22 protein-coding genes and 1 pseudogene are annotated in these 23,335 nt (G+C 68.2%); 16 read left to right on the plus strand and 7 right to left on the minus strand.

Features of this window, described 5'->3' with window-relative positions:
- The first annotated feature begins 123 nt into the window (after positions 1 to 123).
- The 5 genes from ACFVJ3_RS18125 (at position 124) to ACFVJ3_RS18145 (ending at position 7,445) form a co-directional block, all read left to right on the plus strand.
- Positions 124 to 4,269, plus strand: coding sequence for a molybdopterin-dependent oxidoreductase (locus ACFVJ3_RS18125; RefSeq protein WP_378453333.1), 4,146 nt, complete (start codon positions 124 to 126; stop codon positions 4,267 to 4,269).
- Between the two features lie 86 nt (positions 4,270 to 4,355).
- Complete coding sequence (locus tag ACFVJ3_RS18130) at positions 4,356 to 4,760, plus strand: molybdopterin-binding protein (RefSeq protein ID WP_009476721.1); 405 nt, start codon at positions 4,356 to 4,358, stop codon at positions 4,758 to 4,760.
- On the plus strand, positions 4,757 to 5,566 hold the full coding sequence (gene modA / locus ACFVJ3_RS18135; RefSeq protein WP_378453334.1) for a molybdate ABC transporter substrate-binding protein: 810 nt from the start codon (positions 4,757 to 4,759) through the stop codon (positions 5,564 to 5,566). Before ACFVJ3_RS18130 ends, modA begins: the two co-directional genes overlap by 4 nt.
- Positions 5,563 to 6,369 carry an ABC transporter permease gene (locus ACFVJ3_RS18140; protein WP_005263520.1) on the plus strand — a complete coding sequence of 269 codons (807 nt, stop codon included), beginning with the start codon at positions 5,563 to 5,565 and terminating at the stop codon, positions 6,367 to 6,369. The genes modA and ACFVJ3_RS18140 overlap by 4 nt, the downstream gene beginning before the upstream one ends.
- Positions 6,366 to 7,445 (plus strand): sulfate/molybdate ABC transporter ATP-binding protein, encoded by a 1,080-nt coding sequence (locus tag ACFVJ3_RS18145; protein WP_378453335.1) that lies wholly within the window; start codon positions 6,366 to 6,368, stop codon positions 7,443 to 7,445. The genes ACFVJ3_RS18140 and ACFVJ3_RS18145 overlap by 4 nt, the downstream gene beginning before the upstream one ends.
- A gap of 21 nt (positions 7,446 to 7,466) precedes the next feature.
- On the opposite strand, the gene ACFVJ3_RS18150 is transcribed toward ACFVJ3_RS18145, so the two are convergent.
- Entirely contained in the window at positions 7,467 to 9,002 is a 1,536-nt protein-coding gene (locus ACFVJ3_RS18150; RefSeq protein WP_378453450.1) for a DUF4185 domain-containing protein, read from the minus strand.
- A 212-nt stretch (positions 9,003 to 9,214) separates the two neighbouring features.
- On the opposite strand from ACFVJ3_RS18150, the pseudogene ACFVJ3_RS18155 reads away from it, so the two are divergent.
- Both ACFVJ3_RS18155 and ACFVJ3_RS18160 read left to right on the plus strand, forming a co-directional pair.
- Positions 9,215 to 9,463: pseudogene (locus ACFVJ3_RS18155) on the plus strand (hypothetical protein); the annotation flags it as partial.
- A 164-nt stretch (positions 9,464 to 9,627) separates the two neighbouring features.
- Positions 9,628 to 10,038, plus strand: coding sequence for a PaaI family thioesterase (locus tag ACFVJ3_RS18160; protein WP_378453336.1), 411 nt, complete (start codon positions 9,628 to 9,630; stop codon positions 10,036 to 10,038).
- An 8-nt stretch (positions 10,039 to 10,046) separates the two neighbouring features.
- Here ACFVJ3_RS18160 and ACFVJ3_RS18165 read toward each other — a convergent pair whose 3' ends face one another.
- Positions 10,047 to 11,345, minus strand: a complete 1,299-nt coding sequence (locus tag ACFVJ3_RS18165; RefSeq protein WP_378453337.1) for an MFS transporter — start codon at positions 11,343 to 11,345, stop codon at positions 10,047 to 10,049.
- Between the two features lie 10 nt (positions 11,346 to 11,355).
- On the minus strand, positions 11,356 to 12,297 hold the full coding sequence (locus ACFVJ3_RS18170) for an NAD-dependent epimerase/dehydratase family protein (protein WP_378453338.1): 942 nt from the start codon (positions 12,295 to 12,297) through the stop codon (positions 11,356 to 11,358).
- A 145-nt stretch (positions 12,298 to 12,442) separates the two neighbouring features.
- Here ACFVJ3_RS18170 and ACFVJ3_RS18175 point away from each other — a divergent pair, with 145 nt between their 5' ends.
- From ACFVJ3_RS18175 to ACFVJ3_RS18185, 3 genes are all read left to right on the plus strand, one after another.
- Positions 12,443 to 13,138, plus strand: a complete 696-nt coding sequence (locus tag ACFVJ3_RS18175; protein WP_378453339.1) for a TetR/AcrR family transcriptional regulator — start codon at positions 12,443 to 12,445, stop codon at positions 13,136 to 13,138.
- A gap of 67 nt (positions 13,139 to 13,205) precedes the next feature.
- Positions 13,206 to 13,811: a YqgE/AlgH family protein gene (locus ACFVJ3_RS18180; RefSeq protein WP_009476712.1), complete on the plus strand. Its 606-nt coding sequence runs from the start codon at positions 13,206 to 13,208 to the stop codon at positions 13,809 to 13,811.
- 87 nt (positions 13,812 to 13,898) lie between these two features.
- Positions 13,899 to 14,075 (plus strand): hypothetical protein, encoded by a 177-nt coding sequence (locus tag ACFVJ3_RS18185; RefSeq protein ID WP_179220060.1) that lies wholly within the window; start codon positions 13,899 to 13,901, stop codon positions 14,073 to 14,075.
- Here ACFVJ3_RS18185 and ACFVJ3_RS18190 read toward each other — a convergent pair.
- Positions 14,063 to 14,845, minus strand: a complete 783-nt coding sequence (locus ACFVJ3_RS18190) for a Mut7-C RNAse domain-containing protein (RefSeq protein ID WP_378453340.1) — start codon at positions 14,843 to 14,845, stop codon at positions 14,063 to 14,065. The genes ACFVJ3_RS18185 and ACFVJ3_RS18190 overlap by 13 nt on opposite strands.
- Before the next feature lie 9 nt (positions 14,846 to 14,854).
- A complete protein-coding gene (locus tag ACFVJ3_RS18195; RefSeq protein WP_378453341.1) occupies positions 14,855 to 16,141 on the minus strand; it encodes an MFS transporter in 1,287 nt (428 codons plus the stop codon).
- Positions 16,142 to 16,209: 68 nt separating this feature from the next.
- Between ACFVJ3_RS18195 and ACFVJ3_RS18200 the strand changes: the two genes are divergently transcribed.
- Positions 16,210 to 16,887 (plus strand): FadR/GntR family transcriptional regulator, encoded by a 678-nt coding sequence (locus tag ACFVJ3_RS18200; protein WP_378453342.1) that lies wholly within the window; start codon positions 16,210 to 16,212, stop codon positions 16,885 to 16,887.
- A 32-nt stretch (positions 16,888 to 16,919) separates the two neighbouring features.
- Here ACFVJ3_RS18200 and ACFVJ3_RS18205 read toward each other — a convergent pair whose 3' ends face one another.
- Together ACFVJ3_RS18205 and ACFVJ3_RS18210 are read right to left on the minus strand one after the other, a co-directional pair.
- Positions 16,920 to 17,891 (minus strand): DUF1648 domain-containing protein, encoded by a 972-nt coding sequence (locus ACFVJ3_RS18205; protein WP_378453343.1) that lies wholly within the window; start codon positions 17,889 to 17,891, stop codon positions 16,920 to 16,922.
- A 22-nt stretch (positions 17,892 to 17,913) separates the two neighbouring features.
- On the minus strand, positions 17,914 to 18,315 hold the full coding sequence (locus tag ACFVJ3_RS18210; protein WP_005249154.1) for an SdpI family protein: 402 nt from the start codon (positions 18,313 to 18,315) through the stop codon (positions 17,914 to 17,916).
- Positions 18,316 to 18,430: 115 nt separating this feature from the next.
- Here ACFVJ3_RS18210 and leuS point away from each other — a divergent pair, with 115 nt between their 5' ends.
- The 5 genes from leuS (at position 18,431) to ACFVJ3_RS18235 (ending at position 23,332) form a co-directional block, all read left to right on the plus strand.
- Positions 18,431 to 21,295 carry a leucine--tRNA ligase gene (gene leuS, locus ACFVJ3_RS18215; protein WP_378453344.1) on the plus strand — a complete coding sequence of 955 codons (2,865 nt, stop codon included), beginning with the start codon at positions 18,431 to 18,433 and terminating at the stop codon, positions 21,293 to 21,295.
- 61 nt (positions 21,296 to 21,356) lie between these two features.
- On the plus strand, positions 21,357 to 21,740 hold the full coding sequence (locus tag ACFVJ3_RS18220) for a hypothetical protein (protein ID WP_378453345.1): 384 nt from the start codon (positions 21,357 to 21,359) through the stop codon (positions 21,738 to 21,740).
- Between the two features lie 54 nt (positions 21,741 to 21,794).
- Positions 21,795 to 22,244 (plus strand): DUF5990 family protein, encoded by a 450-nt coding sequence (locus ACFVJ3_RS18225; RefSeq protein WP_378453346.1) that lies wholly within the window; start codon positions 21,795 to 21,797, stop codon positions 22,242 to 22,244.
- A gap of 123 nt (positions 22,245 to 22,367) precedes the next feature.
- On the plus strand, positions 22,368 to 22,877 hold the full coding sequence (locus ACFVJ3_RS18230) for a DUF5994 family protein (RefSeq protein ID WP_378453347.1): 510 nt from the start codon (positions 22,368 to 22,370) through the stop codon (positions 22,875 to 22,877).
- Positions 22,874 to 23,332 carry a DUF5994 family protein gene (locus ACFVJ3_RS18235; protein ID WP_378453348.1) on the plus strand — a complete coding sequence of 153 codons (459 nt, stop codon included), beginning with the start codon at positions 22,874 to 22,876 and terminating at the stop codon, positions 23,330 to 23,332. The genes ACFVJ3_RS18230 and ACFVJ3_RS18235 overlap by 4 nt, the downstream gene beginning before the upstream one ends.
- Positions 23,333 to 23,335 lie beyond the last annotated feature (3 nt).

Raw genomic sequence — 23,335 nt, forward strand, 5'->3', positions numbered from 1 at the left:
GTGCGAGAGACGTCATCGAACGCTCACGGGGGTTAATCCCGACGAAACACGGTTCACGGCAGCATTGATACAGGTCGTGAGCCAGGTGGACACGCGGCGACCGTGCAGGTGAGGAGCTAGTCGATGCAGCAGCAGAAAGCCGGGACTTCCACAGTGAAGACCGCCTGCTCGTACTGCGGTGTCGGCTGCGGCATGGTGCTCGAGGTCGGGATCGATCCCGAGACCGGTGCGCGCCGCGTGCTCAAGGCGTCCGGCGACAAGGACCATCCCACCAACTTCGGGCGGCTGTGCACCAAGGGTGCGACGAGCGCCGAGATGCTGGTGGCCGGTGGCCGCATGGGAACCGGGTACGTCCGCGACCAGCGTGGGGAGGCACCCACCTCGATCGATGTCGGCGCCGCCATCAGCGAGACCGCGCGCCGGCTGAAGGAACAGCTCGACAAGCACGGACCGGACGCCCTGTCGTTCTACGTCTCCGGTCAGATGTCCATCGAGGCGCAATACCTGATCACCAAGCTCGCGAAGGGCTTCGTCGGCACCAACCAGATCGAGTCCAACTCGCGGCTGTGCATGGCCAGTGCGGGCACCGGCTACAAGCAGTCCCTCGGCGCCGACGGCCCGCCCGGGTCGTACCAGGACTTCGACAAGGCCGACGTGTTCTTCGTGATCGGCGCCAACATGGCGGACTGTCACCCCATCCTGTTCCTGCGGATGATGGACCGCGTCAAGGCCGGCGCCAAGCTGATCGTCGTCGACCCGCGCCGCAACGCGACCGCCGACAAGTCGAACCTGTTCATGCAGATCGCGCCGGGCACCGACCTCGCGCTACTCAACGGCCTGCTGCACCTGCTCGTGAAGAACGGGCACACCGATCCCGAGTTCATCGCCGAGTTCACCGAGGGCTGGGAGGTGATGCCGGAGTTCCTCGAGGAGTACACGCCCGAGAAGGTCGCGGAGATCACCGGCATCCCCGAATCCGACATCCGTCAGGCCGCCCAGTGGATCGGTGAGGCCGAGAACTGGATGAGCTGCTGGACGATGGGACTCAACCAGAGCACCCACGGCACCTGGAACACCAACGCGATCTGCAACCTGCACCTGGCCACCGGTGCGATCTGCAGGCCGGGCAGCGGCCCGTTCTCCCTCACCGGTCAGCCCAACGCCATGGGTGGCCGCGAGATGGGGTACATGGGTCCTGGCCTGCCGGGGCAGCGGTCGGTGCTCGCCGCCGACGACCGGGCGTTCATCGAGGATCTGTGGGAGCTGCCGGAGGGCAGCATCCGCACGGAGGTCGGTACCGGAACCGTCGACATGTTCGAGCGGATGGTGGCGGGCGAGATCAAGGCCTGCTGGATCATCTGCACCAACCCCGTTGCCACCGTCGCGAACCGGAGGACGGTGATCGAGGGCCTCGAGGCCGCCGACCTCGTGATCACCCAGGATGTCTTCCTCGACACCGAGACGAACGGTTACGCCGACATCCTGCTGCCCGGGGCGCTCTGGGCGGAGTCGGATTCGGTGATGATCAACTCCGAGCGCAACCTCACCCTGCTGCAGCAGGCCGTCGATCCGGTCGGCCAAGCACTGCCCGACTGGCAGATCATCGCCCGCGTCGCCTGCGAGATGGGATACGCGGACGCGTTCACCTACGAGTCCTCGGAAGACGTGTTCGAGGAGATCAAGCGCACCTGGAATCCCAAGACCGGCTACGACCTTCGCGGCATCAGCTACGACCGTCTGCGTGAGACACCGGTGCAGTGGCCGAGCCCGCCCGGCAACCGCACCGATCGCAACCCCCTCCGCTACCTCAACGACGGCGTGAGCCAGAACCTGCTGTCGGCTCCCGACGGTTCACTCCCCCGGCTCGCGTTCGCCACCGCGAGCGGTAAGGCCGCGTTCTTCCCGCGCCCGCACATGCTGCCCGCCGAGATGCCCGACGACGACTACCCCTTCGTCCTCAACACCGGTCGCCTGCAGCACCAGTGGCACACTATGACGAAGACGGGCAAGGTGGCCAAGCTCAACAAGCTGAACTCAGGCCCGTTCGTCGAGATCAATCCCGCTGATGCGCAGAAGCTTTCGATCGCCGACGGCGACAAGGTGGAGGTGGCGTCCCGGCGCGGCCGCGCGGTACTTCCCGCCGTCGTCAGCGACCGCGTCCTCGCCGGAGGCTGTTTCGCCCCGTTCCACTGGAACGACTCGTTCGGCGAGTACCTCAGCATCAACGCCGTCACCAACGACGCCGTCGATCCGACGTCCTTCCAGCCGGAGTTCAAGGCGTGCGCCGTGTCCCTGTCTCGGGTGGCCCCGGTGTCGGTGCCGGAGATCCCGGAAACCGGTGGGGCGCTCACCCTGGCGCAGGGTTCGCCCGCCGCCGAGATGAGTCGCATCCTGGGCCTGGACGACTCCGCCTCCCCCACCTTCGACGAACACGAACGCACGTACCTCGCCGGGCTGCTGTCGGGGCTGCAGTCCACCGAGATCCAGGGCGTTCCGGTCCTTCCGCGAAGCGCACCGATCTCCGGGTCCAAACGGGTGTGGCTGGACGGTCTGATGGCGGGGCTGTTCTCCCGTTCCCATGTTCCGCAGAGTGCCGTGGTGCCGGACGCGAGTTCCGCGAACGCTGAATCGGTCCAGCACCCCGTGGTGGTGGTGTGGGCGTCGCAGACCGGAAACGCCGAGGAGTTCGCCGCCGAATGTGCCGAACAACTCGAGGCGGCCGGGCACGGCACCCGCCTGATGAGCATGGACGACTACGACGTCGCGGGCCTCGCCGACGTCCGCGACCTCCTGATCATCACCAGCACGTTCGGGGACGGCGACGCCCCCGACAACGGCAGCAGCTTCTGGTCCGCGCTCAGCAGCGACGAGGCCCCGACGCTGTCGCAGACCCGGTACGCCGTACTGGCTTTCGGCGATTCCAACTACGACGACTTCTGCGGGCACGGTAGGCGGATCGACGCCCGGCTGGAGCAGCTGGAGGCGAAGCGCCTCACCGAGCGTGTCGATTGCGAACCGGACTACGAGGATCAGGCACGCCAGTGGCTGACCCAGGTCCAGAAGCTGGTCCGGGAGCGTGCGGCGGCCGGCGGTGCGACCGTGGCGGCGGCCGCATCCGCGCCGGCGAGGCCCGCCGCGAAGAAGGCGGCGACGTTCACGCGGAAGTCCCCGTTGGTCACGCGCTTGACGAAGAACATTCCGCTCAGCGCGGCGGGATCGTCGAAGGACGTGCGGCAGTTCGGTTTCGAGGTGAGCGATCCGGAGTTCTCTTATGATGCGGGCGACGCTCTCGGTGTCTGGCCGACCAACAGCGACGCCGTCGTCGACGAGTGGCTGAAGGTCACCCGGTCGATCCCGGACACGCCCGTCACATTGTCGGACCTGCCGGAGATGACGCTGCGCGAGGCGTTGCGCACGAAGCTCGAGATCACGAAGGTGACCCCAGAGCTGCTCCGGTTCGTGCAGAGCCGCACCCAGGACACCGAGCTGGCGCGGCTACTGCGCCCGCAGAACAAGATCGCGCTCCAGCAGTGGCTGTGGGGGCGGCAGTCGATGGACGTGCTGGCGGAGTACGGGGTCGACGCCGACGCCGACGAGTGGCTGAGCGTCCTCAAGCGCCTCCAGCCGCGGTTGTACTCGATCTCGTCGAGCCCCAAGGTCGACCCGGGTGAGGTGCAGCTGACCGTCTCCGCGGTGCGCTACGACCACGAGGGCAAGAACCGCTCCGGGGTCTGCTCGACGTTCCTCGCCGATCACTGCGACGAGGCCGACGTGCCGATCTTCGTGCAGAAGTCGGCGCACTTCCGTCCCCCGCAGGCCGCCGATGCGCCGATGATCATGGTCGGTCCCGGCACCGGCATCGCTCCGTTCCGCGGATTCCTGCACGAACGCCGGGAATTGGGTCACACGGGCAAGAACTGGATGTTCTTCGGTGAGCAGCACGAGGCTACCGACTTCTACTACCGCGAGGAGATGGAAGCTATGCACCGCGACGGATTTCTCACCCACCTCGATGCAGCGTTCTCCCGGGACCAGCGGCAGAAGATCTATGTGCAGGACCGCATTCGCGAGCACGGCGCCAAGCTCTGGGGCTGGATGCAGGAGGGCGCGTCCCTGTACGTCTGCGGCGACGCCAGCCGCATGGCGAAGGACGTGGACGAGACGGTCCGTGAGGTCGTCCGCACCCACGGGCGCCTGGATGAGGAGGACACCGAGCTGTACATGAAGCAGCTCGCGACCGACAAGCGTTACGTGCGGGACGTGTACTGATCCGCATCTGCGGAAACATCCACTTGATCGGTCCGTATTTGCCGACATAGGATGTCGGTCATGACGCATGCGCGGGCAATGGTCGGATGACGGGCATCCGGATACGACAGGCCGCAGAACTGCTCGGCGTCAGCGACGACACGGTCCGGCGGTGGATCGACAACGGCAGCCTCGCAGCGGAGAAGGACGAGTCGGGCCGCAAGGTCGTCGACGGCCCCGCCCTCGCCGAGTTCGCGCGCGCCAACGCGTCGAAGTCGCCCGACCTGCTCGGATCGGAGTCCTCGGCGCGTAACCGATTCACCGGCATCGTGACCGCGGTGGTGATGGACAAGGTGATGGCCCAGGTCGAGATGCAGTGCGGGCCTTTCCGCGTCGTCTCCCTGATGAGCAGTGAAGCCGTCCGCGACCTCGGGCTCGAGCCCGGCAAGGTCGCGGTAGCCGTCGTCAAGTCGACCACGGTGATCGTCGAAACACCTGGAGGAATTTCATGAAGATGTCCTGGCGGCGGGCCACGACGGGGGCTGCTGCGGCTGCACTCGGTCTCGGTCTTCTCACCGGCTGCGGTTCGAACGACGACAGCAGCGCCTCGGGTTCGGCCGAGTCGACGTCCGCCTCCGCGTCGGGTGGCGACATCACGGTGTTCGCCGCGGCGTCACTGAAGGGCACGTTCACGGAACTCGGCCAGATGTACGAGACCGCGAACCCCGGATCCCACGTGGAGTTCAGCTTCGCGGGTTCCTCCGACCTCGCCGCACAACTCGACCAGGGCGCCTCGGCCGACGTGTTCGCGTCCGCCGACACCAAAAACATGACGAAGGTGGTCGACGCCGGCCTCGTCGAGGGCACTCCCGTCGACTTCGCCACCAACACGCTGACCATCGTCACGGCACCCGGAAATCCCAAGGGCATCACGTCCTTCGCGGACCTGAACCGTGAGGGGACGCTGGTGGTCACGTGTGCCCCGCAGGTTCCGTGTGGTTCCGCGACGCAGAAGGTCGAGACCGCGTCGGGTGTCGACCTCACCCCGGTCAGCGAGGAGTCGTCGGTCACCGACGTGCTGAACAAGGTGACGGCCGGTCAGGCCGACGCCGGACTCGTGTACGTCACGGACGCGGCGGGCGCGGGCGACAAGGTGACGGCCGTGGCCTTCCCCGAGGCCGCGCAGGCAGTGAACACCTATCCCATTGCGACGCTGTCCGCTTCGAAGGCACCGGACGCGGCGCAGGGCTTCGTCGACCTCGTCACGGGACCCGACGGTCAGGCAGTGCTGGCGAAGGCAGGATTCGCCCAGCCGTGATCCGGGCGGCGCGCGTCAGAGTCCCGTCCGGGCTTCCGGGCTGGATCTTCGTTCCGGCGGCGTTGGGCGGACTGTTCGTCGTCCTGCCGCTGTTCGCGATGCTGGCGAGCGTCGACTGGTCGCGGTTCTTCCAGCTGGTCACGTCGGAATCCTCGCTCGCGGCACTGGAACTGAGCCTGCGGACCGCCGCCCTGAGCACCGTGCTGTGCGTCCTGCTGGGTGTTCCGATGGCGGCGGTGCTGTCGCGCAGCAGTTTTCGAGGACTGCACGTGCTGCGGTCGCTGGTGCTCCTGCCGCTGGTGCTTCCACCGGTGGTCGGGGGCATCGCCCTGCTGTACACGTTCGGCCGGAAGGGCCTGATCGGGCAGCACCTCGAGGTCGCGGGCATCCACATCGCGTTCACCACCACGGCCGTGGTGCTCGCGCAGACGTTCGTCGCGCTGCCGTTCCTGGTGGTGAGCCTCGAGGGTTCGCTCCGGACGGCGGGCAGCCGGTACGAGCACGCCGCCGCGACGCTCGGTGCGAGCCCCACCACGGTCTTCCGGCGGGTGACGCTTCCGCTGGTGCTGCCCGGCCTGGTGTCCGGGGCGGTGTTGTCGTTCGCGCGGGCGCTGGGCGAGTTCGGTGCCACGCTGACGTTCGCGGGCAGTCTGCAGGGCGTCACGCGAACTCTGCCGCTCGAGATCTACCTGCAGCGTGAGACCGATGCCGATGCGGCCGTCGCGTTGTCGCTGGTGCTGGTCGTGGTCGCGGTGCTCATCGTGGTCGGCTCGCGGGGCTGGGCGTCGAGGGCCGCGCTGTGACCGGCCTGAGCGTCGAGGCGCGGGTGGATGCGCATGGCGTGGAGGTGGGGTTCGACCTCGGCGAGGGTGAGGTGCTGGCGGTGCTCGGGCCGAACGGCGCCGGCAAATCGACGGCACTCTCGGTGGTCGCCGGCCTGGTGCGCCCGGATGCCGGTCGGGTCGAACTGAACGGTCGCGTGCTCACCGACACCACCCGGGGCGTCGCAGTCCCCCCGCACCGGCGGGGTATCGCGCTGCTCGCGCAGCAGGCGCTGTTGTTCCCGCATCTGACGGTGGCCGCCAATGTGGCGTTCGCCCCGCGCAGTGCAGGCCGGGGACGTCGGGAGGCGCGGGCGATCGCCGAGAAATGGCTGGACGCAGTGGATGCGACGCAGTTCGCGGACCGCCGTCCGCACGAACTGTCCGGGGGGCAGGCTCAGCGGGTCGCGGTGGCGCGGGCCCTCGCGGCCGAACCTCGAGCCCTTCTGCTCGACGAACCCATGTCAGCCCTCGATGTTGCCGCGGCGCCCGCCCTGCGCGTGCTGCTCCGGCGGGTGCTGCGGGAAGGCGACCGGACCGCGGTCGTGGTCACCCACGACATCCTCGACGCGCTGGCGCTGGCCGACCGTGTGATCGTCATGGAGGGCGGGCAGGTCGTCGAATTCGGTTCGGTGCGGGACGTGCTGACGCGTCCCCGCAGTGCGTTCGCCGCGCGGATCGCCGGGCTCAACCTCGTTCCCGTGTTCGGGGCGCAGGACGGCTTCGAGACCGAGACCGGTGTTCGGCTGCACGGTCTGCCCGACGCAGATTTCGTGCCGGGTGCGCCGGCGGTCGCGGTGTTCGCTCCCCATTCGGTGGCCGTCCATCGGCGCTCTCCGGAAGGTAGTCCGCGCAACGTCTTCCAGGTGTCCATCTCGGAGATCGAGGTACGGGGGCCGACGGTCCGGGTGCGCGCCGCCGAAGCCGGAGGCCGGTTCGAACTCAGCGCCGACGTGACGGCGGCGTCCGTCGCGGAACTCGATCTGGTGCCGGGGCTGGACGTGTTCTTCGTCGTCAAGGCCACCGAGGTCGCCCTCCATGCCGTGCGTACTTGTTAACCGCGGGCGGCTAACAAGTACTCACGGGTGCAGGGACGCGTGCATCAGGTAGACGTTGTAGCTGTCCCACTCCGAGATCGTGAAATACAGATCCTTGTCCGTCGACCACGGATGCATGAAGCCGCCGTACGCCATCGGGTACTCGGCCGTGTCGACGAGCGTCGCACCGTCCGACCACGCACCCTGCGGGCTCGACGACTGCCGCAGGATGATCGAGCCGCCGATCGGCTCGAGGTAGCTCATCAGCCAGGTGCCGGCGGCCGCGTCGTAGCGGACCGACAGTTCACTGGCCACTCCACCGACGATGGGGGTCGCGAGGTGCTGGGACACCGGGGTCCACGTGCCGTCCGACCAGTACTGGTACGACGTGGTGTTGAGGACCTGATCGACCGGCACCCGGGCCAGTCCGATGGTGCCGATGCGCCCGTTGGGGGTGCCGAACATGTACACGTAGTCGCCCTGCGGCACCATCGCGGACACTTGGAAGCGGGCGCCGAAGATGTTGTCCCACTTGGCGTGCTGGTCCTTGGTCCAGGTCTGCCCGTTGTCGTCGGAGTAGGCGATGCCGCCGTAGTTCGTGTACCACATGCCGGGGACCATGCTCCAGCGCTTCACCGACATGTAGCTGAGGTACTGACGGTCACCGATCGCGAACCCCGATGTGGGGATGGTGGTGGTCTCGAAGTTGTTGATGTGCCTGCTGTCGATGATCTCGGCGGCATGGCACCGGCTGTCCTGGACCATGCTGTCGATGGTCATGCCGTCGGACAGGTCGGTGTCGGTGCTGTGGCCGAGAACGTTGCTCCGCCAGTCCTCGCCGAAGGCGCCCGGCGGAGCCCAGTCCTTGCCGAACGTGTCGCCGAACGCGACCGCGACTTCGCCGGGCTTCGTCTCCCAGGTGATGCCGAGGTCGGTGCCGTCGACCTGCCAGCGCTTGTCCGTGCGGTTCTCCGAACCACGGCCCGTCAGCTGCGACACCAACCGGACGTCGCCGACCTCCGGCTTCGCGACGGCTGCAGTGAGGGAACCACGTGCGGCCGGGTTGATCTCGACGGGTGGCGCCGCCTGCGGTTCGGGTCCGGGGCCGCCGGGAACGGGGATGGGAATGGTTTCGGGACGCGGATCGATCGAAATCTTCGGGATGGCCAGCGCACTCGAGCCGGACGAATCCGAAGACCCCGCGGAGCCGGAAGAGCCTGCAGAACCCGAGGACCCGGGCTCGGCCTCCGGTTCGTCGACCGGATCGGTGAGGTCGGGGCACGGGTCCGCGCACGGGTCGGCGGGAAGGTCCTGGGCGACACGCGTCTGATCGGCGGTCGGTCCGGGGACCGGCACCGGCACGAAGTCGGGGTACGGGATCGGGATGCTCACGGTCGGGGGAATGGGCGGAAGCAGTGGGCCGCCGCCAGGACTCGGAGGCTCCTTGGCCGGGTTGAACCCGGTCTCGCCGCAGGCGTTCACGGGCAGCCACGGAGTGGTCTCGGCCGCGGCGGGGGCGGCGGCGAAGCCGATGGTCGCGGCCACGACGGCGGCGACGCACAGCGGCACTCCGGCCACAGACCATGACTTCTCGACCACGGGACCCCTCCAGATCGGTGGTCGGAGTAATGGTGGACCGACCTGCACGTTCGGGTTGAAGATAACACCCGGCGACTGCATCCTCAGCGCACGAGCCCGGCCCGTCCGGTCACAGTGCGGTCTCACTGGCGCAGAAGAGAAAATCGGGCGCAGGTGGAACCGGATCCGATTCCGCTGCGTCCTACCTCTATATGGATCCTCTCGAGTATTCGTTCGGAACCGGTGCCGACGCCCCGACGGCGTGGACGTCACCCGCCGATCTCGACCTGGGGCCGTCCGGCGGTGTCGACGCCGTGCGGTTGGATTTCGACGGCGACGGCCTCCTCGACGACGCGATGTGGGATTCGGACGGAGACGGCGTGGCCGATCGGTCGGTGCTCGACTACGACGCCGACGAGGAGGCCCGCTACTTCACCGACCCTTCCGGCAACGGGACGTGGAATGTCGAGATGACGATGGCCGAACCACCGGTGATCGCGGCGGTGCACACGTGGCGTCCCGATCCGGTGATCGGGACCGCCGGAACCATTGACGTCAGGGCCGAAGCCGGGCAAGGTGGGTTGGGATTTCAAACTGACCGAGTGTTCGACGAGGGGAACGCATCATGACCGATCTGACCCGGGAGGCGGCGAGCGCCTTCGTCGCCGCTGCCGGCCTGGAACTCGACGAGGTGTCGGGGACGAAGGTCGTCGGCCACATCGACCTGTCCGCCGACCACCACACACCGTGGGGGGTCGTGCACGGCGGCGTCTACACGACGGCGGTCGAGTCGGCCGCGAGCATCGGTGCGAGCACTGCCGTCGCCGACCGTGGTGAGTTCGCGGTGGGTGTGCACAACGGCACCGACTTCCTGCGGGCCCGCACCGAGGGGCGGGTCGACGTGGTCGCGGTGCCCATCCAGCAGGGCCGGGTGCAGCAGTTGTGGTCGGTGGTGATCACCGCGGCCGACACCGGCAAGGAGGTGGCTCGCGGTCAGGTCCGACTGCAGAACGTGCCCATGCCGGGATCGAAATAGGCTGACTCTCAGGCGGGTTCGCGTCGGGAGTTGAACAGGACGCCGAGCAGTCCGAGGCCGTAGACCGCGCCACCCGCGAGCACCAGCCCGAGTGATCGGCCGTCGGGGGCGATCACCAGGGACGCCGCGGCGATCGATGCGATGAAGGCCACATTGAACACCGTGTCCTGCAGTGCGAACACCTGTCCCCGGCGGTCGTCCTCGATCTCGATCTGCATCGCCGCGTCTCCGGTGAGTTTGATGGACTGCCCGGCGAATCCGAGGAGCAGCGCGCCGCACAGCAGCGACGCCTGCGTCAGCGTCGCGACGAGCGTGCACTGCACGACGAGGGCGAGGATCAGGCCACCGACGATGGTGCGGGACCGTCCGACGCGCGGGATCAGGAACGGTGTCGAGATCGCGGCCAGCAGCATGCCCGCGGCGGTGGCGCCGACGGCGACGCCGAAACCGGCCAGACCGCCCGGCAGGGCGCTGACGGTGGCGGTGTCGCGGAGCACCAGAACCATGATCAACGTATTGACACCGAAAACGATCCGGTGCGTGCCTATTCCGATCATCGCGGTCGTGACACCCGGTGACTGCCACACGGCGACCGCCCCGTTGCGCAATCCGGCGGCGACGGCGCGAACCGCCCCATATGTGGGCTTCTCGTCGGCGTGCGGGCCGAGCAGCCGATGGTGGAAGCGCGACGCCGCGAATGCGGCCACCGCGGAACCGCAGGCGGCTGTCGCGACGGCGATGCCGGAGCCGCGGTCGCCTGCGCCCACGAGGGAGATGATGGCGACCGATGTCGCGGCTCCGAGTGCGGCGACGACGGAGCCGGCGGTGGCGAGCACCGAATTGGTGGCCACGAGCCAGGACCGGTGCACCACTCGCGGCAGCGCCGCCGAGACTCCCGCGAGAACGAACCGGCTCACGCCGATGGCGGCGAGGGCGAGGAGGAGGAGAGCGGACTCGCCGATTCCGGTCTCCAGCAATACGGCGGTCAGCAGAATCAGCAGTCCGCGCAGAACATTCGCCCACAGCAGCACGGCGCGGCGGTCCCAGCGGTCGAGGAGCGCGCCCGCGTACGGTCCGATCACCGAGTACGGGAGCAGCAGTACCGCGAAACCGGCGGCGATCGTGACGGGATCCGTTGCGCGCTCCGGGTTGAACAGAATCGCGCCGCCGAGTGCCGTCTGGAACATGCCGTCGCCCAGCTGACTGGCGAATCGCACCGTCGCGAGACGGGCCAGCCCGGGCGACCGCCGGAGGGTGTACGCCGTTCTGCGCCACGCCTCGCGCCGGTCGCCGAGCTGTTTCGCCATTCACAGGACCCTATCCGGCGGCCGCGACCGACCTGTCCTGCCACCACCGGACGGTCTCCTCGGCGGCCCGGTCCAGCGGGGTCGGGGCCAGTCCGAGCCGGGCCTCGCTCTCGGAGGAGTCCATCACGAACGGCTCCTCGAACTGGTACAGCATCTCCGCCAGCTCGCGGCTCCCCTGGTGCACGAGCCCGCCGCCGCGGATCACCCAGCCGGGCAGGGTGCCGACCTTCGGGACGGGAACCCCGGCGGCCTTGGCGTAGGCCTCGACCATCTGCCGCTGGGTGACGGCCGGGACGGTCGGTGCGTGCAGCACCGAGTTCCACAGCGCGGGGTCGTGGGCGGCGGCGATCATCGCGGCCGCGAAGTCGGGAACGTACGTGAACGAGTGGGGCAGGTCGGCGGAGCCGAGGACGCGCATCGTCTTGCCCGCGAGGACGACGGGCACCATGCGCTCGCCTGCGTGCGCGTTCAGCACCTGCGGTCCGAAGAAGTCGGACGCGACGACGCTCACGGTGGGAGTCGAGGACTCGGCGCGGGCCTTCAGCAACCGGGTCCGGATGCCGCGCTTGCCGGAATCGGCCGACCGCGGAGTGTGCTCGGTCATCGGCTGCTGCGACGTGTCGTACGAGTAGAGGCTCTCGGGGAACACGACGACGGCGCCGACGTGCCCGGCGGCCTCGAGCACGGTCTGCTCGGCGGCGGGGAGTTCGCGCTCCCACGCGTCGGCGCTGTAGGCGGCATGGATGCAGTGGTAGACGGCGACGGCTCCGTCGAATGCCTCACGCAGCGCGTCGGCGTCGGAGACGTCGGCCTTCCGCCGCTCGATCAGGGGATGGTCCGGGCCGCTGCCCGAGCGCGTGAGGACCCGCACCTGCCGTCCCTGTTCGGCGAGCTGCCGGGCGACGGTCCAGCCGACGGGTCCTGCTCCGGTGACGATCTCGATGTTCGACATTTCCGCTCCTGCTGTATGAGTCGATATCGGTGATTCGAGAGCACTGCTCTCTGTCCGATTCGAGAATGCTCCCCTTTGACCGCATTGTCAAGAGCAATGCTCTCGTTTGTTGACACCGCTCTCTGAAATTGCCACGCTGGACCCCATGCCAGGAACACCACGAGAGCGCGCCCGCGAGCAGACGCTGCAGGACATCACGAGGATCGGACGCGAACAGCTGGCCGCGGTCGGTGCCGCGGCCCTGTCGCTGCGGGCCGTCGCCCGCGACCTCGGCGTCGTGTCGTCCGCCGTCTACCGGTACGTCAAGAGCCGCGACGAGCTGCTGACGTTGCTCGTCGTCGACGGGTACAACGAACTCGGTGACGCCGTGGAGGCGGCCGTGGCGTCCGCAGCCGAACCGCGGGAACAGTTCCTGGCGCTCGGCCGCGCGGTGCGCGACTGGGCGCTGCGCGAGCCCGCCCGCTACGGATTGCTGTTCGGCAGCCCCGTTCCCGGCTACCACGCGCCCGGCGAGCAGACCACGACGCCGGGGACTCGCGTGATCTACGCCCTTGTCGGGATCTTCGACAACGCGTTCCGGGCGGGCAAACTCGAGGCGGCCGCGGCGGCGCCCATCGACGACGAGCTCGCGGCAGACCTCGACCGCATCCGCGCCGAACTCGGACTCACCACCCCCGACCATCTGCTCGCCCGCGGGGTGCTGGTCTGGTCGGCTCTGTTCGGGGCGGTGAACTTCGAGGTGTTCGGGCAGTACGGCGCCGATACGTTCACCACACCGGGGGCAATGTTCGAGCATCACCTAGCGGTTCTGGCCGAGACGGCGGGCCTGCCCGCGGCGTAAAGCGGCGAACCGGACGCAGGTCGCGTCCTCCGTCACATCGCATCCGCCGCGGTGGGATGATGTTCAGGTGGCGCACGCAGAAGAACCCGAAGATCGAACGGCGTCGACGGAACCGGTGGTCCGGCCCGGCAGCCTGTTGGTCTCGTCCACAGATCTCGTCGAACCCGCATTCCGTCGCACCGTGATCTATGTGATCGAGCACAACGACGCCGGCAGCCTCGGCGTGGTCATCAACCGTCCCAGCGAAACCGCGGTGCACGACGTGCTGCCACAGTGGGCGCCGCTCGCCGCGCGCCCGTCCGCGCTGTACGTCGGCGGTCCTGTCAAACGGGACGCCGCACTGTGCCTGGCGACGCTGCGCACCGGCGCGCAGGCCGACGGGGTCGCGGGTCTGCGCCGGGTCCACGGCCGCGTGGTGATGGTGGATCTCGACTCCGACCCCGAGGTCATCGCCCCGCTGGTGGAGGGCGTCCGGATCTTCGCCGGCTACTCGGGTTGGACGTACGGCCAGCTCGACTCGGAACTCCAGCGCGACGACTGGATCGTCATCTCGGCGCTCGCGTCGGACGTGGTCGCTCCCGCCCGAGTCGACGTGTGGGCGCAGGTGCTGCGCCGGCAGCCGCTCCCGCTCGCCCTGCTCGCGACTCACCCGATCGACGTCGAGCGGAACTAGCCGACACACCCCGCGCACGTCCCTGGACTGTCGGGGACGGGTGGTATCAACAGAGGTGGGGAACGAGAAGTGAGGAGGACAGCACACGTGATCGACACCTGCCACGGAACATTGATCGTGCACACGCTCTACGGGGCAGAATGCACGGACGAGTCGTGCGTCGAGTTGTCCGAGGTCCGGCACGCACTGATCATCGACTGCGACGAATTCGGCGATTGCGCGTGCTCGGCGGAGTTCGCCGAGCAGCTGCGTCACGCATCCTGAGAATCCACCTCGAGCCTCACCCCGACCTCCGACAGGCGTCGGCGCAGCTTCGGAAGATGACTGCCCGGCCAGTACAGCTGCGCACAGTCCCGGCACCGGCTGAACTCGTGTTCGTTGCCCGCGACGCCCGGCGGCGCCTCGGCGAGCGCCTCGGCACGGGGAACCGGCGCGAGAAGTCCGTTGCAGCGCGCGCACCGCGTGAACGGCGAGATCCGCGACCGAAGGTCGAAGCGGTCCAGCACTTCCCGCAACTGCCGACGTGGGTCTGTTTCGTGCAGGAACGCGCCGTGGGTGAGCGCCGACCTCTTGAGTAGGCCCGTGTCCCGGGTCAGGACGATGCGATGCTCGGATAGGGAGATGTCCACCAGTTCCGGGTCGGCGAAGTCGTTGCGGTAGCGGGTGTCGAAGCCCAGCAGGCGGAGGTAACGGGCAAGTCGGCCGAGATGCACGTCGAGGACGAACGTCGGGTCCCGCAGCGGTCGGGGGCGCAGTTTCGTGACACCGGTCAGATCGAGTCGCTCGAACATCGGGTACACCGCGACGCGTTCGCCGCCGCGCAGCAGGTGCGCGAAATCGACCGACACCTCGTCGACGAGGATCAGATCCACCTCGGTGTGCGGGACGCCCAGCGCCTCGATCCGGTCCTTCACCGACGGGGTGCCGTCGAACTCGTGCTCGAAGGTGTGCTTGCGCCGCACCGGCGGCAGAAAGTCGTTCAGCTCCTCGTAGAAGCGGAACTCGCAGTGACGAAGTGGCTCGGGCATCGGCATTTCACGTCCTCATGCCACAGTACTGGCTGCCTCGGCCCGGTCCCCACCCTTCGTGCGGACGCTCAGCACCGCGAGGACACCGCACAGGACGGCGCCGATGATCGCGAGTTCGATGATGGCAACGTGCATGCCCTGCACGGTGATGGCGATGCCCGCGCAGATGGACGGCACGGCGAGACCGACGTAGCCGACGGTGAAGAACGCGGCGAGAGTCCCGCCCTGGGCGTCGGGGGCGTGCTCCGCGGCGGCGGCACCCACGGCGCGCATCGCTCCGGCGAACGAGAGTCCGTGTCCCACACCAACGATGACCGTCACGACGCACAGCAGGGCGAGGGACGGCACGAAGTCGACGACGAGCAATCCGATCATGCCTGCGCCGACGGCGCCGATGCCCAGGGTTCTGCAGAGTACGGTTCCGAGCCGGTTGGCCACGAGTTGCGCTGTCACCGAGCAGATCATGACCAGTGCGGCGGCACCGCCGGCGACCACGAGGTTGCTCACGCCGAGCAGGCCGATGATCCACGTCGGGACCACCGACTGGAACAGGCCGACGGCGCCCCACGCCAGCGCGACGCCGAGGGAGGACAGCCAGAACACCTGACGGATGGGGGCGGGGACGTGCGGGACCTGGAACAGCTGGGTGGGTCGTGACTGCCCGGCGGTGGGTGCGGGGAGCAGCAGAACCATGATCAGCGCAGGCAGGAGCGCCAGCGCGAACAGCACGTACGGCAGGACCAGGGCGTGCGGCAGGTACTGCGCGACGGCCCCGCCGAACAGTGGGCCCAGCGAGGCTCCGAGCGCGGTGGTGAGGGTGGCGGCAAGACCAGCGCGGCGGAGGTTTCGGGCCGGTTCGTGCTCGATGAGGGCGGCGGACCCAGCGGCCGAACACGCACCGACGGCGATGCCCTGGGCGATTCGGCCGAAGAACAGCCAGATGGTCGAATCGGCAAACGCGAGGACCACGGCGCCCAGCAGGCTGAAGGAGATGGCGGCCAGCAACACGAAACGGCGTCCCAATGCGTCGGACAGCGGGCCGAAGAACAGCAGCGAGGGAAGCAGTCCGGCGACGTAGACGGCGAAGATCAGCGTCTGGACCAGCGGGGTGAATCCGAACTCGTGGCGGTAGAGCGAATACAGCGCCGTGGGGATGTTGGCGCCGAGGAGCAGCACGACGAGGAGATAGTTCAGGCCGTGGAAGTGGCGGCTGGTGGTGCGGGCGGTGGAGGTCGGGACGGTGTCGGCGTGAGCGGTTGACGTGGACGTGTGGGGTCGCCTCCTCGGGCTGTCCGAATACATAGGACGTCCTACGTAGTTTAGGCGGGCCGGTCGTGAGGCGCGAGCCGGTGAGGTGTGAGGATGAGTACATGACAGTGGTTCGGCGCGAGTCCGCGTATCAGCAGTCCCTGGACTGGATGCGTGGTCGGATCGCCCAGGGCGACTGGAAGGTGGGCGAGCGCATCCCGACGGAACCCGAGCTGATGACGCTGCTCGGGGTCGGCCGCAACACCGTCCGCGAGGCCATCAAGACGCTGACGTCGACGGGCATCCTCGAGATCCGGCGGGGGTCCGGGACGTTCGTGCGGGCACGCACCGACATCGGCGGGCTGCTCGGGCGGCAGGTTGCGGTCGCCGAGATGCTGAACGTCTTCGAGGTCCGGCGGGCGCTCGAGACGGAGGCCGTCCGGCTGGCGTGCGGTCGCCGCACCGACGACGACCTGCGATCCCTGTCCGCGCTACTCGACGAGCGGCAGCGGACGACGGATCAGCCGTCCCGGTTCGCGGACGCCGACCTCGCGTTCCACCTCGGGGTCGTGGAGGCCGCGCACAATCCGGTGCTGTCCGACCTGTTCGCCGGGATCCTCGAACCCACCCGGGCCACCTACGACTTCACCGAGGGCGTCCACCCCCCGTCGCTGACGACCGACGACCATCGTGCCGTCGTCGACGCGATCGCCGCCCGCGACGAGGACGCCGCGGTCCGGGCCGCACTCGGCTACCTCGATCGCGTGCTCGATGCGGTGCACCAGGCCTCCCGTCCGTGAGTGGTTAGCGAATCCCTGCACTCCCGGGCCACTCACGGGCGGCGGAGCCGCCTGTCGGCGAACGTGTTGAGCGCACCGGCCATTTCCTCGGCCCGTGCGCTGGTGACGGTCAGCCGGTCGCCGCACGCGGTCGTGACGATCACGGCGGGACCAGTTCTCGTCACGACGCCGTAGTTCCGTCGGCCCTTCACCTTGAGTCCCCAGCCGCCGAAGTCGTCGAACGGCTTGATCACGTCGACGCGGGCGCCCTCGATCTCGTCGACGCCGTACCGCAGGGCGGTCATGCCCATGTTCACCACCCGGATGCCGGACCGATCGACGATCACCCGGAAGCGGAGCAGGCTCACGATCAGCAGCCCGACCGGAACGAACACCGCGAGCGGCCACCACCCGTCGACGAGCTGGCAGACCGCGAGAGCAGGTGCGACACCGAGCAGCAGGACCAGCACCAGCGAGCCGACGGTGCCGAAACCGACCGTGTCCGCGACCGTCGCCGGATCGTCGGCGCGCGGCAACCGGGGGTCGGGCGGACTGGTGGCGGAGACCCGGGGTCGGTAGTCGCGCAGCAGGGCGGCGCCGAGCAGGCCGATAACCGCGCCGATCACGACGCCGAGGCCGAGCGACCACAACGGAAGCTCGGTGTCCGAGGCGTCGGTGACGTCGAGTTGGACGTAGAGCATCACCACCTGCACCGTCAGGATCAGACCGACCACGGACAGTCCGACGACGAGCATCGTGCGGCGCATCATCAGCATCGCCTGGGCCAGGGCGGCGATCGCGGCACATCCGCCACCGAACAGGACCGTCACCAGGGCAAACGTCCAGGCGCTGGACATCGGGGTGGCGAAGCCGTCGGGTGAAGTCGTGGTCCAGTGGGTTGCGATCTCCGCCGGAAGTCGCGGTTCCCAGACCTTCGTCAGGATCACCCCGGACAAGGCGGCGACCACCGGCAGCAGGAGACCGAAGACCGCGCCTGCGGGGTCGACGACGCGCGAGGACTTCACCGGACGGGCCGTCGCCAGCCGGTCAGGACGGCTGGCAGGCGCCCTTCAACGAGCACGCACCGCAGGAACTGCCGCACCCGCCGGTGTCGGCAGCGGGCACCGCCGCGGCGGCACGGGCACCGAGCGATCCGCCCGTCGCCGCGGTGAGAGCGGCAGCCACGACGCTGACGAGGACGGCGCCGATTCCGAAGACTCCGCCGATCAGGATTCCGGCGATTCCGCCGATGACGAGGAGGCCGGCCGCGGCGAGCAGGGTGGGCCCTGCGACCTTGTTGGCCAGCGCAAACGTCTGATCGTCGCGCATCGTCTCGGGGGTACGGACACCCGCCCACCGGTTGCGCGGGAGGCGCTCGGCGAGGCCTGCAACGGCGACACCGGAGACAGCGACGGCGAGCACGAACAGCACGACGGAGGCAATCAACACGAGACCAGGATACGGCGGACCCGGACGCGCAGGTGAGCCCGGGTGGGGTGAGGCTCTACCCTGGTTGACGGTATCCCCCTAATTCAGAATGTCAGCCAAGTAGATAGCGACCACAGTGACCGAGCACGTGCAGCCCGCCAACCCGTCCGACGCGACCCCGCAGCACCGCTACACCGCGGAGCTCGCCGGCCAGATCGAGCAGCGCTGGCAGGACCGGTGGAGCGAGGAGGGCACGTTCAACGCGCCCAACCCGGTCGGTCCCCTCGCCGGCGACGTTCCGGCGGACAAGTTGTTCGTGCAGGACATGTTCCCGTACCCGTCGGGGACGGGTCTGCACGTCGGCCACCCGCTCGGCTACATCGCCACCGACGTGTTCGCCCGCTATCACCGCATGCAGGGCCACAACGTGCTGCACACCCTCGGCTACGATGCGTTCGGTCTGCCCGCCGAGCAGTACGCGGTGCAGACGGGCACGCACCCGCGGACCACCACCGAGGCCAACATCGGCAACATGAAGCGGCAGCTGCGCCGCCTCGGGCTCGGCCACGACGAACGCCGGACGTTCGCGACCACCGACACCGACTTCTACCACTGGACGCAGTGGATCTTCCTGCAGATCCACGATGCGTGGTTCGACAAGGAGGCGGGCAAGGCCCGGCGTATCTCGGAGCTCGAGGCCGAGTTCGTGTCGGGTGAGCGGTCGTTGGAGGACGGACGGGACTGGGCGTCGCTGTCCGTGTCCGAGAGGGAGGCCGTCCTCGACTCCTACCGCCTCGTCTACCACTCCGATTCGATGGTCAACTGGTGCCCCGGTCTGGGCACCGTGCTTGCGAACGAAGAGGTCACCGCCGACGGTCGCAGCGACCGCGGCAATTTCCCCGTGTTCCGTAAGCACCTGCAGCAGTGGATGATGCGCATCACCGCGTACTCGGACCGCCTGGTGGACGACCTGGAGTACCTGGACTGGCCCGAGAAGGTCAAGACCATGCAGCGCAACTGGATCGGGCGCTCGCACGGTGCGCAGGTGCAGTTCCGGGCAGCGGTCGAGCGAAGCGAGGGTGAATCTGCTGCTCATGAGATCGAGGTGTTCACGACGCGGCCGGACACGCTGTTCGGCGCGACGTACGTGACGCTGGCGCCGGAGCACGAACTGGTGGACGAACTCGTCGCGGCCGAATGGCCCGAGGGTGTGGATGCGCGCTGGACCGGCGGTGCCGCAACTCCCGCCGAAGCGGTTGCGGCATATCGGAAGTCGATCGCGGCCAAGTCGGATCTCGAGCGTCAGGAATACAAGGAGAAGACGGGTGTCTTCCTCGGCACCTACGCCGTGAATCCGGTGAACGGGCTCGAGTTGCCGGTGTTCATCGCCGACTACGTCCTCACCGGGTACGGCACGGGCGCCATCATGGCCGTCCCGGGTCACGACCACCGTGACTACGAGTTCGCGACCGAGTTCGGTCTCGACATCGTCGAGGTGATCTCCGGCGGCGACCTCACCAAGGACGCGTACACCGGCGACGGCACCATCGTGAACTCCGATTTCCTGAACGGGATGAGCGTCGCCGACGCGAAGAAGGCGATCACCGAGCGTCTGGAAGCGGACGGCACCGGCAAGGGCACCATCCAGTACAAGCTGCGCGACTGGCTGTTCGCGCGCCAGCGGTACTGGGGCGAGCCGTTCCCGATCGTGTACGACGCCGAGGGCAACGCCCATGGCCTGCCGGAATCATCTCTGCCGGTGGAGCTCCCGGAGGTCGAGGACTACGCACCCGTGTCGTTCGACCCCGACGACGCGTCCTCGGAGCCCTCTCCCCCGCTGGCCAAGGCCGTCGACTGGGTCAACGTCGAGCTCGATCTCGGTGACGGACTGCAGACGTACCGCCGCGACACCAACGTGATGCCGCAGTGGGCGGGCAGCTCGTGGTACCAGCTGCGGTACATCGACCCCACCAACCCGGACGTGTTCTGCGACAAGGAGAACGAGCGGTACTGGACGGGTCCGCGTCCGGAGATTCACGGACCCAACGATCCCGGCGGCGTCGACCTGTACGTCGGTGGTGTCGAGCATGCGGTGCTGCACCTGCTGTACTCGCGGTTCTGGCACAAGGTGCTGTTCGACCTCGGCTACGTCAGCTCGAGCGAGCCGTACCGCCGCCTGTACAACCAGGGCTACATCCAGGCGTACGCGTACACCGATGCGCGCGGCGTGTACGTGCCTGCCGACGAGGTGGAGGAGAAGGACGGCAAGTTCTTCTACCAGGGCGCCGAGGTCAACCGCGAGTACGGGAAGATGGGCAAGAGCCTCAAGAACTCCGTCTCGCCGGACGAGATCTGCGAGGAGTACGGCGCCGACACGCTCCGCGTGTACGAGATGTCGATGGGCCCGCTGGACACGTCCCGTCCGTGGGCGACGAAGGACGTCGTCGGTGCGCAGCGGTTCCTGCAGCGCGCCTGGCGTGTGGTGGTCGACGAGGAGTCCGGTGCACTGCGCGTCACCGACGACGCCCCGACGGAGGACACGCTGCGTGCGCTGAACAAGGCGATCGCCGGTGTCGGCGAGGACTACACGGCCCTGCGCGACAACACGGCCGCGGCCAAGCTGATCGAGTACACCAATCATCTCACCAAGGCGTGCCCCGGCGGTGCGCCCCGCTCGGTGGTGGAGCCGCTGGTGCTGATGTTGGCACCGCTGGCCCCGCACCTCGCGGAGGAGCTGTGGTCGCGGCTCGGGCACGAGAAGTCCCTGGCCCACGGCCCCTTCCCGGTGGCGGAGGAGAAGTGGCTGGTGGAAGACACCGTCGAGTATCCGATCCAGGTCAACGGCAAGGTCCGCAGCCGCGTGACCGTCGCCGCCGATGCCCCGCGCGAGGAGATCGAGAAGATCGCGCTGGCCGACGAGAAGATCGTGGCGCTCCTCGACGGCCAGGAGCCCCGCAAGGTGATCGTCGTCCCCGGCAAGATGGTCAACATAGTGCGCTGACGCGCCCGTGAGTACTTATTAACCGCCCGTGGTTAACAAGTACTCACGGCAAGATCGTCGTATGACCGTTCTCAAAGCTGTGATGGCTGTCTTCGGCGAGACCAACTGCGGGGACTGGCTGCCCGGTGTCCGCGAGGACCGCCTCCCGACCGTCTTCTGGTGGTGGCGCACCGGCGAAGATCACCGACTTCGCCTGCGCTCCCCCGACCATCCGGCGTGGAACTACCTCTTCGAACGCGCGGTGATCTGGCACTACCACGGCGTCCTGGAGCCGCCGGACGGCGCGGTGAGCCTGGTCGATCTGCACACCGAGGACGGGAAGCGCGACGGCTCGATCCTCTTCATCGACGAGACCACCGCGGGACGGCTGCTCGTGGCCACGATGGACCCCGTGTACCACCACGGGTCCGGATTCATGCCCGGCGCAAGCGCTCCGCGCCCGTGAGTACTTATTAACGACGGGCGGTTAATAAGTACTCACGGGTGGTTTGATACATGGGTGCAACTCGTGATCGAGGCAACCGACCTTCCCGGATCGTTGTGTCCGCCGGGGGCGAATTTCCCCGGCTACGACAACATTCACGTGGCCGTCCAACGCCGGGGTGCACCCGGAGATCTGCTCGGTCTGCATCCGGGGGACACGACCACCGCGCGCTGGGTTCTCGACTGCAAGACCACCCCGACGCCGACGGGTCTCGACATCACCGGACCGTACGTGCAGGGCCGTCCGGGGGCGCGATTCGTCTACCTGTCGTGGGGGACGGTCGACGCCGACGGCGGATTCGACATGTTCCGCCGGGCGAAGTTGATGTGGGACGCGGTGGATCCGGCGACTGCGGAAGCGGCGTCGGCGGCCGGTCGCATCACGGCGCGACTCGGGCTCACCGATGCCCGGGGGAATCCACTGTGTGCTGCGGTCCGTCCGCCGTTGATCGAGTGGTCGGCGTAGCCGATCGTCGTAACCCCTGCGCGTAGGGTGAGGGTATCGGCGGCACTTCGCACGCGAACGCCCAAGATCGCGTCGCCGCCGACAGAGATATCGACCGCCCGCGGTCGAGGCGGGAGCGTCGTCATGACGCTACAACAGGATCGCAACTTTCCCGGTCGTCTTCACGGTGCCCATACGCGTGGCGGCCCGGGTCAGTCGCCGCGACTACGGTTGAAGCCCGAAGCGCCCGGTGCGGGCACAGTGGACGGTGCCTGGTGGCCCCGGTCCCGCGACCTCGCCGTGGAGATTCCGGATCTGGTTGCGCTGGTGTCGATTCGAGTGGGTATCGTCGATCGGGTCGTGTACGACATCAAGGCCTGGCTTCCTGCTCCGCGCCGGATCACGGTCGCGGGGCGATCGGTGCATCTCGACGGCTACGACTACCAGCCGCTCAACACCCTGTACGTCAGCGGTCTGAAGCGGACGAGGCTGACGCTTCTGGTGGTGCCCCCCGGGGCCGACGCCGGCTATGCCGACTCGACGATGCACACGGCGGCCAATCCCAACAGTGCCCTGACCGCCGACGAGCTGCTGATGTCGGGCATCAGGGGCGGCCTCGACAGCACCTCGAGCGCGAAGGGACGTGGACGATGACGCACGACGAAAACATCACGCACTCCGGCCGTGGGCTGGGACTGTCTCAGCCGACGCCCGACGGTGAGCAGCCTTTCGACGCTCCCACCCGGACTCCGAGACTGCTCCTGCGCGCTCGCGGCGAGGTGTCGGAAGGCGTCGACGGAGCGTGGTGGCCTCGAACCACCAACCTCACCACCGAATTGCACGACCTGATCAGCGCGCTGACGGAGCGAGTCGGAACGACCGAACGCGTCGCCTTCGACTGGAACTCACTGAGCATCTCGCAACGTGGCATCGATCGCCGCGACGGAATTCAGGTGTCCGGGCCGGATCCGGACCAGCCGCTCGACATCATGTACGTCTTCGGTACCGACGGACGTCGGCTCGACATCTTGATCGTCGGACCCAACACCGACGCCGACAACGCTTTCGAGGCGATGCAGAGGGCAGTGGGTCTCGCTCCGGATCAGTAAATG

Source organism: Rhodococcus sp. NPDC127593, from assembly GCF_042671975.1.
GTDB lineage: Bacteria > Actinomycetota > Actinomycetes > Mycobacteriales > Mycobacteriaceae > Rhodococcus_F.

Excerpts from the sequence above, each read along its gene's own strand:
- ACFVJ3_RS18125 (WP_378453333.1), top strand. The coding sequence starts at position 124 with ATGCAGCAGCAGAAAGCCGGGACTTCCACAGTGAAGACCGCCTGCTCG.
- ACFVJ3_RS18130 (WP_009476721.1), top strand. The coding sequence starts at position 4,356 with ATGACGGGCATCCGGATACGACAGGCCGCAGAACTGCTCGGCGTCAGC.
- modA (WP_378453334.1), top strand. The coding sequence starts at position 4,757 with ATGAAGATGTCCTGGCGGCGGGCCACGACGGGGGCTGCTGCGGCTGCA.
- ACFVJ3_RS18160 (WP_378453336.1), top strand. The coding sequence starts at position 9,628 with ATGACCGATCTGACCCGGGAGGCGGCGAGCGCCTTCGTCGCCGCTGCC.
- ACFVJ3_RS18165 (WP_378453337.1), bottom strand. The coding sequence starts at position 11,345 with ATGGCGAAACAGCTCGGCGACCGGCGCGAGGCGTGGCGCAGAACGGCG.
- ACFVJ3_RS18170 (WP_378453338.1), bottom strand. The coding sequence starts at position 12,297 with ATGTCGAACATCGAGATCGTCACCGGAGCAGGACCCGTCGGCTGGACC.
- ACFVJ3_RS18175 (WP_378453339.1), top strand. The coding sequence starts at position 12,443 with ATGCCAGGAACACCACGAGAGCGCGCCCGCGAGCAGACGCTGCAGGAC.
- ACFVJ3_RS18190 (WP_378453340.1), bottom strand. The coding sequence starts at position 14,845 with ATGCCGATGCCCGAGCCACTTCGTCACTGCGAGTTCCGCTTCTACGAG.
- ACFVJ3_RS18195 (WP_378453341.1), bottom strand. The coding sequence starts at position 16,141 with ATGTATTCGGACAGCCCGAGGAGGCGACCCCACACGTCCACGTCAACC.
- ACFVJ3_RS18200 (WP_378453342.1), top strand. The coding sequence starts at position 16,210 with ATGACAGTGGTTCGGCGCGAGTCCGCGTATCAGCAGTCCCTGGACTGG.
- ACFVJ3_RS18220 (WP_378453345.1), top strand. The coding sequence starts at position 21,357 with ATGACCGTTCTCAAAGCTGTGATGGCTGTCTTCGGCGAGACCAACTGC.
- ACFVJ3_RS18230 (WP_378453347.1), top strand. The coding sequence starts at position 22,368 with ATGACGCTACAACAGGATCGCAACTTTCCCGGTCGTCTTCACGGTGCC.
- ACFVJ3_RS18235 (WP_378453348.1), top strand. The coding sequence starts at position 22,874 with ATGACGCACGACGAAAACATCACGCACTCCGGCCGTGGGCTGGGACTG.